Source organism: Kitasatospora sp. NPDC057940, assembly GCF_042887425.1.
Classification (GTDB): Bacteria; Actinomycetota; Actinomycetes; order Streptomycetales; family Streptomycetaceae; genus Kitasatospora.
The window spans coordinates 30,789-45,681 of the sequence record NZ_JBHVPH010000044.1 but is presented as its reverse complement, the minus strand read 5'-3'; the positions used below and the strand labels follow the sequence as shown (position 1 = coordinate 45,681).

The window sequence follows — 14,893 nt, the reverse complement described above, 5'->3', positions numbered from 1 at the left end:
AGGGGGGACCCTGTGGGAGAGTAGGACGCCGCCGAACAATCATTCACAGAGAACCCCCATCCGGGAAACCGGATGGGGGTTCTTTGCATTTCCGGTGACGTATCGTCGGGGCATGGACGATCAGACAGCGGTCATTGCGAACAGTGTGCTCCGCCCCGAGCAGCGCGACGGCGCCCTGCGCGTTCTGGCGGACGCCCAGGCGGTGGACGGCCGGGCTGCCGTGTCCGAGCAGGGCCGGCTTCGGCTGCGTTCCTCGGACACTCCGCGCCCCGGGGTGAGCCACTTCATCGAGAGCGAACACGCCGACGTCGTCGGTTACGGACAGCTCGAAGTCCCGGAGGGCCCTGCCGCCAACCCCGCCGCCGAGCTGGTGGTCGACCCGGCCGCTCGCGGCCGCGGCCTGGCCCGGCCGCTGGTGGACGCGGTGCTGGCACAGGCCCACCGGGCCGGCCGCGACGCGGTGGACTTCTGGGTGCACGGCGGTCACCCGGCGGCCCGGCACCTGGCCGGCCGGTACGGGGCCGAGCTGGTCCGCGAGCTGCGGCAGATGCGCCGCACCGGGCCGCAGACCGAGGCCGTCGCCGTCCCCGAGGGCGTCGAGCTCCGGACCTTCCGCCCCGGCGAGGACGACGCCGAGTGGCTGCGGTTGAACGCGCTGGCCTTCGCCCACCACCCGGAGCAGGGCTCCTGGACGGAGCAGGACCTGGCCGAGCGGCTGGCCGAGCCCTGGTTCGATCCGGCCGGCTTCTTCCTCGCCACCCGGGGCGGCAAGGTGGTCGGCTTCCACTGGACCAAGGTGCACCCGGCCACCGCCACCGAGCCCGCGCTCGGCGAGGTCTACGTGGTCGGGGTCGACCCGGCGGAGCAGGGCAGCGGTCTCGGCCGTGCCCTGACCGCTGCCGGTCTGCGTCACCTGACCGGTTTGGACGCGGGCGAGCGCGGACTGGAGACGGTCCTGCTCTACGTCGACGCCGACAATCCGGCCGCGGTGCGGGTATATGAACGATTGGGGTTCACCATCCACGAGGTGGACCTTATGTACCGCGTCCAGTACCGCGAGGACCAGGCGGCCTAGGACCGGACAGGACTTACAGGACTTACAGGACCTACAGGACCTACAGGACCTACAGGACCTACAGGACCCGCAGGACCTACAGGACCCGCAGGACCGGGCAGGGCCTAGCGGCTCGGGGCGGTCCGGGGCAAGGGGCCGGACGTCACCGGCCCTTGCCCCGACCGACTCAGCTTTCCTCCTGGCCATGCGGTGTTTACCGTGGATTCAATTGCTGCCGCGAAGATCACAGGATGAAGTCCGTAGTGTCTCGCTCGTGCAGAGTCGACCGCCACGTGCCGGCCGGCCCTGTACGGACCGCGCCCGGCGGGTGGGCGTTGGCCCTGGGCGAGGACGACGGCCCGCAGAGCCATTCGCGTCCGGACGACGTCCTGCTGCTGGAGGAGCTGGAGCCCATGAGCATCCCCCGCCCCGTCGCTGCCTCGCTGTCCCCGCCGGCCAGGATGTCCGGTGCGCTGGGGATACCGCCCGAGCTGCCGGCCGAGGACGAGCAGGAGTTCGACGCACTGCCGCAGGGTCGCTTCCTGGACCGCGAGCGCAGCTGGCTAGCGTTCAACGAGCGCGTTCTGGAGTTGGCCGAGGATCCGGGGATCCCGCTGCTGGAGCGGGCCAAGTTCCTCGCCATCTTCGCGAGCAACCTGGACGAGTTCTTCATGGTCAGGGTGGCCGGGCTGAAGCGCCGGATCGCGACGGGCGTCGCCCAGCGCAGCGCGTCCGGCCTCCAGCCGCGCGAGGTGCTGGACCTGATCTGGACCCGCTCGCGCGAGCTGATGGCGCGGCACGCCGCCGCCTTCCAGCAGGAGGTGCTGCCGGACCTCGCCACCGAGGGCATCGAGGTGGTCCGCTGGCCGGAGCTGGCCGAGAAGGAGCAGGCCCGGCTGCACACCCTGTTCCGGCAGAAGATCTTCCCGGTCCTCACCCCGCTGGCGGTCGACCCGGCGCACCCCTTCCCGTACATATCGGGGCTCTCGCTCAACCTGGCCGTGGTGGTGCGCAATCCGGTCTCGGGGCACAAGCACTTCGCCCGGGTGAAGGTGCCGCAGTCGCTGGCCCGCTTCCTGGAGGCCTCGCCGCAGCGTTACGTCCCGCTGGAGGACGTGATGGGCGCGCACCTGGAGGAGCTGTTCCCGGGCATGGAGGTGCTCGCCCACCACGCCTTCCGGGTGACCCGCAACGAGGACCTGGAGGTGGAGGAGGACGACACCGAGAACATCCTCAAGGCCCTGGAGAAGGAGCTGATGCGGCGGCGCTTCGGCCCGCCGGTGCGGCTGGAGGTCGAGGAGTCGATCGATCCCTACATCCTGGACCTGCTGGTGCGGGAGCTGAACATCACCGAGGCGGAGGTCTTCCCGCTGCCCGGTCCGCTCGACCTGACCGGTCTGTTCGGGATCGCCGAACTGGACCGCCCGGAGCTGAAGTACCCGAAGTTCGTGGCGGGCACCGCCCGCGGGCTGACGGACGTCGAGTCGGCGTCCCAGCCGGACATCTTCGCCGCGATGCGCGAGCGGGACGTCCTGCTGCACCACCCGTACGACAGTTTCTCCACCTCGGTGCAGGCCTTCCTGGAGCAGGCCGCCGCCGACCCGGACGTCCTGGCGATCAAGCAGACGCTGTACCGCACCTCCGGTGACTCGCCGATCGTGGACGCGCTGATAGACGCGGCGGAGTCGGGCAAGCAGGTGCTGGTCCTGGTCGAGATCAAGGCGCGCTTCGACGAGCAGGCCAACATCAAGTGGGCCCGCAAGCTGGAGGAGGCCGGCTGCCACGTGGTCTACGGCCTGGTCGGGCTGAAGACGCACTGCAAGCTGTCGCTGGTGGTCCGGCAGGAGGGTGACACCCTGCGCCGCTACTCGCACGTCGGCACCGGCAACTACCACCCGAAGACCGCCCGGCTGTACGAGGACCTGGGGCTGCTGACCTCGGACCCGCAGGTCGGCGCCGACCTCTCGGACCTCTTCAACCGGCTGTCCGGCTACTCGCGCCGGGAGTCCTACCGCCGCCTGCTGACCGCCCCGCGCGGCCTGCGCGACGGGCTGGTCTCCCGGATCCACAACGAGATCGCCCACCACCGGGCCGGCCGGCCGGCGTACGTGAAGCTCAAGGTCAACTCGATCGTCGACGAGGCCGTGATCGACGCGCTGTACCGGGCCTCGCAGGCCGGCGTGCAGGTCGACGTCTGGGTGCGCGGGATCTGTGCGATCCGGCCGGGCGTGCCGGGGCTGAGCGAGAACGTCCGGGTCCGCAGCATCCTGGGCCGCTTCCTGGAGCACTCCCGGATCTTCGTGTTCGGCAACAACGGCGATCCGGAGGTCTGGATCGGCAGCGCCGACATGATGCACCGCAACCTGGACCGCCGGATCGAGGCGCTGATGCGGATCACCGACCCGGCCCACCGGGCCGAGCTGTCCGGCCTGATCGACCTCGGGATGTCGGACGAGACCGAGTCCTGGCACCTGGGGCAGGACGGTGCGTGGACCCGCCACTCGCAGGACGCCGAGAGCCGGCCGCTGCGGCACGTCCAGGATCTGCTGATCGACTCGCGCCTGCGCCGCCGGGCCGTCGCCTCGCGCTGACGCGACCACTGATGCGAGCCGCTGGAACCGTAGGGGACCGGTTCCAGCGGTCGGCCACCAGCCCCGGGGGGACGAACCCGGGGGAACGGGGATCTACCACGCCATGACCGATGCGCCGATGACGGCCCAGGCGGCCGCCACCACGACCGCCGGGGACATCCTCTCCAGCCACCTCACCGCCCAGGCCGGCGCGTTCCTGCGCGCCCTGCCGCTGACGGTGGGCGAGGTCGGCGCCAGACCGGGGACGGCCGCGGTCGTCCCGGCGGCCGGTACCGCAGACCTGCTGCGGGCGGTCCGGCGGATCGGCGGGCTGCTGCACACCTTCGGCTCCGTCTTCGAGCAGGCCTGGGCCCAGGAGTCGCGCACCGAACTGCGCTGGCTGCTCAACCTGCTGGCGCTGGAGCCCGGTTACGTCCGCCGCTCGGCCCGGCTGCTGGGCGCGCTGGACTCGCTGAGCGGCAGCGATCCGGACGGGACGGGCATGCTGGCCGGGCACGCCGGGGCGCCCAAGGCGCGGGCGCTGCTGGACCGGCAGCTGACCCTGGCCCGGACCAGGGCGCACTCCTCGGTGCTCCAGGAGCTCCGGTCGGCCCGGCTGCACGCGCTGGCGGACCGGATGACGCTGCTGGTCGGCGACGCCCCGCTGCTGGAGTCGGCGGGCGGCCGGGCGCCGGCGGTGCTGCTGCCGCAGGCGGCCGCCGCGTTCACGGCGCTGTCGGCGAGCGCCCAGCAGCTGCCGCTGCACCGGGCGGCCACGCCGTACGGCGGCGACGGGCTGCGCCGGCTGGGCGCCGTCCCGGCGGCGCGCGGCGCGGTGGACGCGGACACGGCGCTGGCGGCCGACGACGCGCCGTGGGCACGGACGCGCATCCTGGTGAAGCGGGCCCGGTACGCGCTGGAGGTGTGCGGTCGCGGGTCCGCCGAACTGGACGAGCTGGACGGGGTGCTGGGCCGGCACCAGGAGGCGGCGGACGCCGCGGTCACGGCGGCCACCGCCGCGCGGACCCCGCGGATCACCCCGGCGACCGCCTACGTGCTGGGCGTGGTGCATGCTGATCAGCGACTGGAGGTGGAGGCGGCGCGGTACGCCTTCGGCCGCCGGTGGCCCGACCTCCCGCCCGGCCTGGACGGCTGGCCGGACCTCCCCCCTGCCGAGGGCTGGGGGCATTCCCCCGCACCACGGACGGCCTGAATTGCGCGATCGCCTGAGCACCGGGCCGGCAGTGGACGCGGCCGCGACCGGGGCGGGACGTGCCCGGGTGATCCTGGCGGCTGGCGCGGTGCTGTGGCTGCCGGGCCGGCCGAAGAAGAGCGGCCGGCTGGGGCGGCCGCGGATCGCGGTGATCCACCGGCCCAAGTACGACGACTGGAGCCTGCCGAAGGGCAAGCTCGACCCGGGGGAGGGAGTGGTCGCGGCGGCGCTGCGCGAGGTGCGCGAGGAGACCGGGTTCGCCTGCCTGCTCGGTCCGGAGCTCCCGACCCAGCACTACCTGGCGCAGGGTCGGCCGAAGGAGGTGCGCTACTGGGCGGCGGTGCCGTCGAGCGGGGCGTTCCGGCCGAACCGCGAGGTGGACCGGCTGGAGTGGCTGCCCGCCGGAAAGGCCCGGGCCCGGTTGACGCACGACCGCGACCGGTTGCTGGTCGACGCCCTGCTGGCGATCCTGGGGGCGAAGCCCGTACGGGCGAGCGATCACGCTCGGTGAAGGAACGGTGGGAGTGATCTCGTCGCGCCCTTGCCGTGACGCAACCGTGACTACCTGGCGTAGTTTCCTGTCATCCTTTCGAGGTTCACTCTCCGTTCACTTGTGACCGGCTGTCGTGTCACCTACCCGGCCTAACTTCGGGTTTACCGGAGGGCCGAACGGGCCCCGGACCACAGCAGAACCCGCGCCCGCCGTCCTCGCACGGCCCGCGCGACGGGCAATGCCACAGAAAGGGACATCCCTGTGAAGCTCCAGCGGAACGGCCGCTCCAAGGCCCTCGCCATCGGTGCCATGGCGCTCGTCAGCTCGCTGTCGCTCGCTGCCTGCGGCTCGGACGACAACGGTGCCAAGGCCGCCGGTGGCTCCAGCGGCTCCGCCTCGGCCGCCGCGGTCAACTGTGGCAAGGGCGGGACGCTGCTCGCCGCGGGCTCGACGGCCCAGGCCAACGCGATCGACGTCTGGAAGACCACCTACGGCGCGTCCTGCTCCGGCACCACCGTCAACTACAGCGGTGGCGGTTCCGGCGCCGGTGTGCAGCAGTTCAACCAGGGCAAGGTCGCCTTCGCGGGCACCGACTTCGCGCTCAAGCCCGCCGACGTCGACGCCTCCAAGACGGTCTGCACCGGTGGCAAGGCGATCGACCTGCCGCTGGTCGCGGGTCTCGTCTCGCTGGTCTACAACGTCGACAACGTCGACAACCTGGTCCTGGACGGCCCGACCTCCGCCAAGATCTTCGACTCGCAGATCACCAAGTGGAACGACCCGGCGATCGCCGCCCTGAACCCGGGCGTGCAGCTGCCGGACGCCGAGATCCAGACCGTCCACCGTTCGGACGACTCCGGGACCACCTACAACCTCACCTCCTACTTCACCAAGACCTCCGGTGGCGCCTGGACCGCGGCGCCGGAGAAGGCGTGGAAGGGCAAGGGCGGCCAGTCCGCCCAGGGCAGCGCCGGCGTCTCCGCGCAGATCAAGCAGGTCAAGAACTCCATCGGCTACGCCGAGCTGTCCTACGCGCAGAGCAACAACCTCAAGAGCGCCAAGATCGCCACCGGTGCGGCCAAGCCCGTCGAGGCGACCGCGGCCAACGCCGCCCTCACCTTCGCCTCCTCCACCGTGGTGGGCACCGACGGCGACCTCGCCCTCTCCCTGGACTACGGGACCAAGGCCGACAACGCCTACCCGATCGTCCTGGTGACCTACGAGATCGCCTGCGACAAGGGCAACAAGCCGGAGAACCTGGACAACCTCAAGTCCTTCCTGACCTACGCCGTCAGCGACGCCGCGCAGAAGGCGATCGGCGACAAGGGCTACGTCCCGCTCCCCGCCGCCATCAGCGACAAGGTCAAGGCCGCCGTCTCCTCCCTGGCCTGACCCGACAGGAGCACCGGTGGGACGGCCCCGTGAGCGAGGGGGGCCGGGGCCGTCCCACCGGAACGCACCGACCCAGCACCAACGTCCGGGGCACCGCCGCCATGGTGCCGTCCTCCTTCCGGGGCGGCACCACCAGACCGGAGTAGACAATGACTTCATCCTCCCCTGCCGCCCCGCGAGGCAGGGAACGCCGACCGCGCGACAGCCGCTTCGGCGACAAGATCTTCATGAACCTCGCCCGCGGTTCGGGCATCCTGCTGCTGGTCATCATGGCCGCGATCGCCGGCTTCCTGGCCTGGCGCGCGGGCCTGGCCCTCAGCACCAACGAGGGCAACTTCCTCACCACCTTCGAGTGGACGCCGGACGCCACGAAGCCGGTCTTCGGCATCGCCGTCCTGGCCTTCGGCACCCTCGTCAGCGCCGTCATCGCGATGACGATCGCCGTCCCGGTGGCCATCGGGATCGCGCTGTTCATCTCGCACTACGCGCCGCGGAAGATCGCCCAGCCGTTCGCCTACCTGGTCGACCTGCTCGCCGCCGTCCCCAGCATCGTCTACGGCCTGTGGGGCGCGCTCTTCCTGGTCCCGCACATGGACGGCCTGACCAGCTGGCTCAACCAGTACCTCGGCTGGACGTACCTCTTCGACCAGACCAAGAGCGGCACCCCGCGCAACCTGTTCACCGTCGGCATCCTGCTGGCGATCATGGTCCTGCCGATCATCACGGCGGTCTCCCGCGAGGTGTTCCGCCAGGTGCCGCGGATGCAGGAGGAGGCGGCGCTCGCGCTCGGCGCGACCCGCTGGGAGATGATCCGCACCGCGGTGCTGCCGTTCGGCCGCCCCGGCATCATCTCGGCCTCGATGCTCGGCCTCGGCCGCGCGCTCGGCGAGACCATCGCCGTCGCGGTGGTGCTGTCCGCGAGCAACGTGCTCTCGCTGCACATCCTCGACGCGGGCGGCGGCACCTTCGCGCAGAACATCGCGCTGAAGTTCGCCGAGGCCGGCAACAACGGGCGCGACGCCCTGATGGCCTCCGGCCTCGTCCTGTTCGTCATCACCCTGCTGGTGAACGGTGCCGCGCGACTGATCATCGCCCGCCGCAAGGAGTACTCGGGGGCCAACGCATGACCGCGGCAACGACTTCCGTCACGGCCGACGCCCGGCCGCTCAGCCGGTCGCTGACCGCCAACCGGCTGCCCAAGTGGGCCCCGGCCGCCGTCGCGGTCGGCTCGATCGCGGTCGGCTGCGGGATCGGCGCCGCCGCGGGGCTGCAGAGCCACCTGCAGTGGGGCCTGATCTCCGCCCTGCTGTTCCTGCTGGTCAGCTACGGCGTCTCGGCCCAGGTCGAGGGCCGCCGCCAGGCCAAGGACCGGTTCGCCACCTCGGTGGTCTGGGTCGCCTTCATCCTGGCCGTCGTCCCGCTGATCTCCCTGACGGTCTACACGATCCAGCAGGGCATCGGCGTGGTGAACGGGAACTTCCTGAGCCACTCGATGAAGGGCGTGATCGCCTCCGGTCCCGGCGGCGGCATCTACCACGCGCTGCTCGGCACCATGCAGCAGGTCGCCCTGGCCACCGCGATGGCCGCCCCGGTGGGTCTGCTGACCGCCGTCTACCTGGTCGAGTACGGCCGCGGCACGCTCGCCAAGACCGTCACCTTCTTCGTCGACGTCATGACGGGCATCCCGTCGATCGTCGCCGGTCTGTTCGTCCTGTCGCTCTGGAACATCGCCCTGGGCTTCAGCTACTCGGGCTTCTCGGGCAGCCTCGCACTGGCGATCCTGATGATGCCGGTCGTGGTCCGCTCCACCGAGGAGATGCTCAAGCTCGTCCCGAACGAGCTGCGCGAGGCCTCGTACGCACTCGGCGTGCCGAAGTGGAAGACGATCCTGCGGATCGTCCTCCCCACCGCGATCGGCGGCATCACCACCGGCGTGATGCTGGCGGTCGCCCGCATCACGGGCGAGACCGCCCCGGTGCTGATGCTGGTCTTCGGCGCCGACGCCATCAACAGCAACCCGTTCGAAGGACCGCAGCAGTCCCTGCCGATGTACATCTGGCAGCAGTACTCGGTGGTCAACAACGACTTCGGCTACGCCCGCGCCTGGGGCGCCGCGCTGGTGCTGATCGCCTTCGTGATGGGGCTCAACCTCATCGCCCGGGGCATCGCACGCTGGCGCTCGCCCAAGGGCGGACACTGAGCGACCGACTGACGTACGAAGACAGACGAGAGAAGCAACGATCATGGCCAAGCGCATCGACGTCAGCGGACTGTCCGCCTACTACGGCACCACCAAGGCCATCGAGGACATCTCGATGAGCATCGAACCCCGCTCGGTGACCGCCTTCATCGGCCCCTCCGGCTGCGGCAAGTCCACCTTCCTGCGCACCCTCAACCGGATGCACGAGGTGATCCCCGGCGCCCGGGTCGAGGGCAAGGTCCTCCTGGACGACGAGAACCTCTACGCCTCGAACGTCGACCCGGTCGCCGTCCGCCGCTCGGTCGGCATGGTCTTCCAGCGCCCGAACCCGTTCCCGACCATGTCGATCTACGACAACGTGATCGCCGGCCTCAAGCTCGCGGGCGTGCGCAAGAAGTCCGTCCTGGACGAGGTGGTCGAGCGCTCGCTGAAGGGCGCCAACCTCTGGAACGAGGTCCACACCCGGCTGAACAAGCCGGGGGCCGGCCTCTCCGGCGGCCAGCAGCAGCGGCTGTGCATCGCCCGCGCCATCGCGGTCGAGCCGCAGGTCCTGCTGATGGACGAGCCCTGCTCCGCGCTCGACCCGATCTCCACCCTCGCGATCGAGGACCTGATCGGCGAGCTGAAGTCGCAGTTCACCATCGTCATCGTGACCCACAACATGCAGCAGGCGGCCCGCGTCAGCGACCGCACCGCCTTCTTCAACCTGGCCGGCGTCGGCCAGCCGGGCAAGCTGGTCGAGCTGGACGACACCCAGCGGATCTTCTCCAACCCGTCGGTCCAGGCGACCGAGGACTACATCTCCGGCCGCTTCGGCTAGGCCGTACCCCCGCCACCGGCCTCCGGACCGCGGGTCCGGAGGCGAACGGCGAGCACACAGGCTGCTCCGCGGTGCTGCATGGCGGTGCCGCCGTGGAGCATGAAGAAGGGCCCGCCCCCGAGATGTGGGGGCGGGCCCTGTCACGTGCGGGGCCGGTCAGCCCCAGAACAGGTGGGCGAACCAGTACACCAGCGCTGCGACGATGGCGGCCGCCGGCATCGTGATGAACCAGCCGAGCACGATGTTCTTGGCGACGCCCCAGCGCACCGCGCGGATCCGCTTGGTGGCCCCCGCGCCCATGATCGCCGCGGTGATCACGTGGGTGGTGGAGATCGGCGCCTTGAAGACGAACGAGGTGACGTACATGACCGTCGCGGCGGTGGCCTCGGCGGCGAAGCCCTGCGGCGGGTCCAGCTCGATGATCTTGCGTCCGAGCGTCCGCATGATCCGCCAGCCGCCCGCGTAGGTGCCCAGCGAGAGCATCGTGGCGCAGGAGATCTTCACCCACACCGGGATGCCCTCGCCGGAGTGGTGGCCGGAGATGGTGAGCGCCATCACCACGATGCCCATGGTCTTCTGCGCGTCCTGCAGACCGTGCGCCAGCGCCATCGCGGCGGCCGAGGCGGTCTGGGCGACCCGGAAGTTGCGCTTGGCCTTGTGCGGGTTGGCCCGGCGGAAGATCCACAGGATCGCCAGCATCACCAGGAAGCCGCCGACCAGGCCGACGATCGGCGAGACGATCATCGGGATGACGATCTTGTCGAGGACGCCGCCCCAGATCACGTCGATGCCGCCGGCCATGGCCGCGCCCACCATGCCGCCGAACAGCGCGTGCGAGGAGGAGGACGGCAGGCCGAAGTACCAGGTGACCAGGTTCCAGGCGATCGCCCCGACCAGCGCGGCGAACAGGATCACCATGCCCCGGTCGCCGGTGGGCGTCTCGATGATCCCCTGGGAGACGGTGTGCGCCACGCCGCTGCCGAGGAAGGCGCCGGCCAGGTTCATCACCGCGGCCATCGCCAGCGCGGCCCTGGGGGTCAGCGCACGGGTGGAGACCGAGGTGGCGATCGCGTTCGCGGAGTCGTGGAAGCCGTTGGTGTAGGTGAAGAAGAACGCAACGCCGACGACGGCGATGAGTGCAGCCATGTCCACGAGGGTCAGGACTCCTTGACGGCGATGGTCTCCACCGTGTTGGCGACGTGCTCGAACGCGTCCGCCGCCTCCTCAAGGACGTCCACGACCTGCTTGAGCTTGAGCACCTCGATGGCGTCGTACTGGCCGGAGAACAGGTGGGCGAGCAGCTTGCGGTGGATCTGGTCGGCCTGGTTCTCCAGCCGGTTGACCTCGATCCAGTACTCGGTGAGGTTCGACATGCTGCGCAGGTTCGGCATCGCCTCGGCGGTGAGCTCGGCGGCCCGGGCCAGCACCTCGATCTGCTGCTCGATCCCCTTCGGCAGCGTCTGGATGTCGTAGAGGACGACCAGGTCGACGGCCTCCTCCATGAAGTCCATGATGTCGTCCAGCGACGAGGCGAGGTTGTAGATGTCCTCGCGGTCGAAGGGCGTGATGAAGGACGAGTTCAGCTGGTGGAACACGGCATGGGTGGTGTCGTCCCCGGCGTGCTCGGCGGCGCGCATGCGCTCGACGATCTCCGCGCGGGCCGACACGTCTGATCCCAGCAGTTCCAGCAGGAGCTTCGAACCGACGACGAGGTTCTCCGCGGCGGCAGAGAACATGTCGTAGAAGCTCGTCTCCTTCGGGGTCAGGCTAAAACGCACGGAAATCTCCGATGTGCGGGGTAGGGACTGAACGATGCTAGGTGCAACCAAGCGCAATCGCGCAAACGGGGTGGTGATGGTGGAGGCGGAACCTCCTCTTCCGTTCGGCTGCCGCACCAGCTGACCCGGACCGCACACCCAGGTGCGGACGTGAGCCCCCAGTCTGACGGAACCTCGCCCGGATTGTCCCCGTGGTACGTACGGAAGACGGGGGCGCCGCTCAGACGGGTGAACCGCGCGGCGGCCCGCCCGCAGCCCGTCCGCAACCCGTTCGCGGACCGCCCGGAACCAGTCCGCAGACCGTCCGGAACCCTTCGGCACATGCCGCGTCGGCCGTCGGAACACCACGGACGGCCCCGGTGTTGGACACTGGTGGCCGACGCAGCCACCAGGCATCCAGACGAAGGCGGGCCGATGACCACGACGCAAGCGCGCACCGAGCCGGACCACGGGCACGGCACCGACGCGCAGGCCGACGCACCCGCCGCCCCCGCGGCCGCCGCAGGACATCAGGGCGGGCACGGCCCGCACGGCTACAGCGCGCAGAAGGACGCCCACCTCAAGCGGCTGCGCCGGATCGAGGGCCAGATCCGCGGCCTCCAGCGCATGGTCGACGAGGACGTCTACTGCATCGACGTGCTCACCCAGGTCTCGGCCGGCACCAAGGCGCTGCAGTCCTTCGCGCTGTCCCTGCTGGAGGAGCACCTGCGGCACTGCGTCGCGGCCGCCGCCGAGGAGGGCGGCGCCGAACTCGACGCCAAGGTCGCGGAGGCCACCGCCGCGATCGGCCGGCTGCTGCGCAGCTGAGGCCGGGCCGGTTCCGGGCGAGCGGGTCCGGGCTGCGCACGCCCCGGCCGCCAACACCCCCGGGCCGCGAACCCGCTAGCCGTCGGCCTGCCGCCAGGCCTCGCCGTCGGTCCGCCCCGGCTCGATCCGGTCGAGCAGCACCTCGTCGATCCGCTCGGTCGGCAGCCGGTCGCCGGTGCTGGCCGTCGCGGCGATCATCAGCTCGCCGGCCAGATCGATCTCGTCGAGGGCCGCGTCGTCGTGGCCGCCGCTGCGGCCGCCCGTGGACGACACCACCTGCACCACCCCTTCAGTGCCTCGCCAGCCCGGGCGGCAGCCACCCGACGTCCAGCCTAGGCACTTCGGAGCCCGTCCACATGGCACGGACGGGCCATCTCGGCGCCGCCGAAACGGGTGGCCGCCGCTCCCCGGGCGGCCACCCGCTCCGGCGGCGCCCCGGTTCGCCCCGGCGCCGGAGCCCTGCCCCGGCGGCCTACTTCGGGCTTTCCGAGGGTTTCATCGCGTAGATGTCCGAGGCCGGCGGCTCGGCCGCCTCCACCGGCTTGCCGAAGTCCGTCACCGAGGTGGTCGACGTCACCTTCACCTGGTCCTTGGCCTCCTTCGAACCGGCCACCCCGGCGAAGGTGAACACCTCGACCACCTTGTGCAGCCGGCCCTGGTCGTCCAGCCAGACGTCGTACGGGACCTCCTTCACGGTGAAGGTCTGGGCCCCCATCCGCAGGCCGTCCCCGCCGCGGCCGCCGGTCGCGTCGGCCGCCTTGGCCAGGTCCAGGGTGCCGCGGTAGTGGTGCAGCGCGACCCCGTCGACGGTCTCGGTGCCGACCGCGTCCGCCTTCTGCGCCCCGCGCAGGGCGCCCGCCGCCGAGGCCGGGTCGGTGGCGCCGCTGCTGACCAGGTTGCCGTCCGGCAGCTGGCGCACGTCCAGCTTGACCCACTTGCCCTCGGGCACCTTGGCGCCGCTGTTCTGCAGGTAGACGGTGCCCGGCAGGACCACCTCGACGATCTTCCCGGTGGTCGCCGCGCCCGGCGGCACCTGGACCTCCAGCCGGCCGATCCGCTTCACGTAGTCGTAGCCGCCCGTCCCGGTGAAGACGGCCTTCTTCTCGGACGACTCGGTGACCAGCTCGGTGGCGGTGTGCGCGGAGCCGGTGCGGCCGGTGATGTCGGCGCTGTTGCGCACCGCCGTCAGCGGGTCCGCGGCGAGCTGGTCGGGGGCACCCGACTGCCGGTCGGAGGAGCCGCCGCTGGAGCCGGCCGCACAGCCGGCGGACAGGCCGGCCAGGGCGGCGGCGAGCAGGGCGGCCCCGGCCGCCGAACGCAGATGCGGCCGCGGACGGCGCCCCGGCCGTCCGCCACGCTGCTGGTCGGTCATCTTCATCCTCGCGACAACCCCCTCGGGCCCGACTGCCCTGCCGACACCACCAGGTGAGCAGAGCTCTTTCCGGGCAAACGAGTTGAGCCGCGAAGGGTTACGCGGAAAAGGTCTCGTGGACGGCATCGCGCGCCCGGCGCCCGGCGCGTTACGGTGAACCACGTGCACAGTGAGCTGCCGGCCTCCCCCGGCACCGCCCGGATGCCCGAACACCGCGTCGCGGTCAGCGAGCGCGGTTCCTTCGCCTTCGCGACCTGCAGTTGCGGCTGGTTCTCACCGGCCCGCCGCTCGCGCGACCTGGTCCGGCGCGAGGGGGACGACCACCTCGCCCTCGCCGAGAGCGGCGCTGGACCGGGGTAGCCGGGCCGGGCGGCTCACGCCGCCAGGTCGGACTCCGGCGGCTGCTCCTCGGAGCGCACCGCCCCGCGCTCGCGCCCGCGCCGTCGGCCGCGCGGGCCGCCGCCGGCGCGCTCCGGCGCCCGGATCAGCGGGGCGAGGGCGGTCCGGCCCAGCGCGTGGCAGAGCGGGACGAGCACCGCCATCGCGATCGGCGCCAGCAGCAGCACCACCGCGGCGGCGAGCGCGAAGCCGCCGATCACGTCGGTCGGGTAGTGCACGCCCATGAACATCCGGCAGAAGCCCTGCAACAGGGCCAGGCCCCCGGCGATCCAGCCGAGCCGCCGGTTCACCAGGAACAGCGCCACCGCCACGCCCATCGTCATGGTCGAGTGGTCGCTGACGAAGGAGTGGGTGCCGGCCTTGCCGTCCACCAGCACCAGCAGCCCGCTGTGGTCGACGAACGGGCGCGGACGGTTCACGATCGCGGCGATCGGCAGGTTGGCCAGCTCGGCGATGGCGACGGAGAGCGGCACCCAGAGCAGCCCGGCGACGGCCACCGGCGCGTCGGGGCGGCGTCTCGCCTGCAGCCAGGCCACCAGGCCCAGCATCGCGAGGCCGATCAGGATGCCGTACTCACCGATCCACGAGACCAGGTGGTCCAGCCACTGCGGGGAGCGCTTGGCCAGTCCGTTGACGGCGTAGAGCAGGCCGAGGTCGGGGTTGGTCGTGTCGGCAAGCGGCGTCGACACGCCGCACCTCCTTCTGGTCCGCTGCAGCTGTTCGATCCGGTCGGGGCCCTTCCCGGCGCGGGAAGCTGACGGTGGGCCATCGGGACCAACGTCATCGCCGGGGCAC

15 protein-coding genes are annotated in these 14,893 nt (G+C 71.3%); 10 read left to right on the top strand and 5 right to left on the bottom strand.

The genetic code is table 11. The features are described from left to right. Window positions 1-112: 112 nt before the first annotated feature. The 8 genes from mshD to pstB all read left to right on the top strand — a co-directional run bounded on the left by mshD (window position 113) and on the right by pstB (window position 9,742). Entirely contained in the window at window positions 113-1,075 is a 963-nt protein-coding gene (gene mshD / locus ACFVTF_RS36475; RefSeq protein WP_387818346.1) for a mycothiol synthase, read from the top strand. Window positions 1,076-1,467: 392 nt separating this feature from the next. After that, a complete protein-coding gene (locus ACFVTF_RS36470; protein WP_371522723.1) occupies window positions 1,468-3,645 on the top strand; it encodes an RNA degradosome polyphosphate kinase in 2,178 nt (725 codons plus the stop codon). A 103-nt stretch (window positions 3,646-3,748) separates the two neighbouring features. Next, window positions 3,749-4,837, top strand: coding sequence for a CHAD domain-containing protein (locus ACFVTF_RS36465; protein ID WP_387818344.1), 1,089 nt, complete (start codon window positions 3,749-3,751; stop codon window positions 4,835-4,837). 67 nt (window positions 4,838-4,904) lie between these two features. Continuing rightward, entirely contained in the window at window positions 4,905-5,348 is a 444-nt protein-coding gene (locus ACFVTF_RS36460) for an NUDIX hydrolase (protein ID WP_387818342.1), read from the top strand. 243 nt (window positions 5,349-5,591) lie between these two features. Beyond that, window positions 5,592-6,722, top strand: a complete 1,131-nt coding sequence (pstS, locus tag ACFVTF_RS36455; protein ID WP_371517581.1) for a phosphate ABC transporter substrate-binding protein PstS — start codon at window positions 5,592-5,594, stop codon at window positions 6,720-6,722. 149 nt (window positions 6,723-6,871) lie between these two features. Continuing rightward, complete coding sequence (gene pstC, locus ACFVTF_RS36450; RefSeq protein ID WP_350885123.1) at window positions 6,872-7,849, top strand: phosphate ABC transporter permease subunit PstC; 978 nt, start codon at window positions 6,872-6,874, stop codon at window positions 7,847-7,849. After that, window positions 7,846-8,922, top strand: a complete 1,077-nt coding sequence (gene pstA / locus ACFVTF_RS36445; RefSeq protein WP_371517580.1) for a phosphate ABC transporter permease PstA — start codon at window positions 7,846-7,848, stop codon at window positions 8,920-8,922. Before pstC ends, pstA begins: the two co-directional genes overlap by 4 nt. A gap of 43 nt (window positions 8,923-8,965) precedes the next feature. Further along, a complete protein-coding gene (pstB, locus tag ACFVTF_RS36440; protein WP_063348284.1) occupies window positions 8,966-9,742 on the top strand; it encodes a phosphate ABC transporter ATP-binding protein PstB in 777 nt (258 codons plus the stop codon). A 156-nt stretch (window positions 9,743-9,898) separates the two neighbouring features. On the opposite strand, the gene ACFVTF_RS36435 is transcribed toward pstB, so the two are convergent. Both ACFVTF_RS36435 and ACFVTF_RS36430 read right to left on the bottom strand, forming a co-directional pair. Then, window positions 9,899-10,894: an inorganic phosphate transporter gene (locus ACFVTF_RS36435; protein ID WP_350885128.1), complete on the bottom strand. Its 996-nt coding sequence runs from the start codon at window positions 10,892-10,894 to the stop codon at window positions 9,899-9,901. A gap of 5 nt (window positions 10,895-10,899) precedes the next feature. Further along, window positions 10,900-11,520, bottom strand: coding sequence for a DUF47 domain-containing protein (locus tag ACFVTF_RS36430; RefSeq protein ID WP_063348282.1), 621 nt, complete (start codon window positions 11,518-11,520; stop codon window positions 10,900-10,902). Window positions 11,521-11,934: 414 nt separating this feature from the next. Between ACFVTF_RS36430 and ACFVTF_RS36425 the strand changes: the two genes are divergently transcribed. Further along, window positions 11,935-12,327 carry a metal-sensitive transcriptional regulator gene (locus ACFVTF_RS36425; protein WP_363586545.1) on the top strand — a complete coding sequence of 131 codons (393 nt, stop codon included), beginning with the start codon at window positions 11,935-11,937 and terminating at the stop codon, window positions 12,325-12,327. 75 nt (window positions 12,328-12,402) lie between these two features. Here the strand turns inward: ACFVTF_RS36425 and ACFVTF_RS36420 are convergent, their stop codons facing one another. Further along, complete coding sequence (locus ACFVTF_RS36420) at window positions 12,403-12,603, bottom strand: hypothetical protein (protein ID WP_371517579.1); 201 nt, start codon at window positions 12,601-12,603, stop codon at window positions 12,403-12,405. Between the two features lie 196 nt (window positions 12,604-12,799). Then, entirely contained in the window at window positions 12,800-13,699 is a 900-nt protein-coding gene (locus ACFVTF_RS36415; protein ID WP_387818337.1) for a hypothetical protein, read from the bottom strand. A gap of 162 nt (window positions 13,700-13,861) precedes the next feature. Here ACFVTF_RS36415 and ACFVTF_RS36410 point away from each other — a divergent pair, with 162 nt between their 5' ends. Continuing rightward, entirely contained in the window at window positions 13,862-14,059 is a 198-nt protein-coding gene (locus ACFVTF_RS36410) for a hypothetical protein (RefSeq protein ID WP_371517577.1), read from the top strand. A 14-nt stretch (window positions 14,060-14,073) separates the two neighbouring features. Here ACFVTF_RS36410 and ACFVTF_RS36405 read toward each other — a convergent pair whose 3' ends face one another. After that, entirely contained in the window at window positions 14,074-14,787 is a 714-nt protein-coding gene (locus tag ACFVTF_RS36405) for a phosphatase PAP2 family protein (RefSeq protein WP_363586549.1), read from the bottom strand. Window positions 14,788-14,893 lie beyond the last annotated feature (106 nt).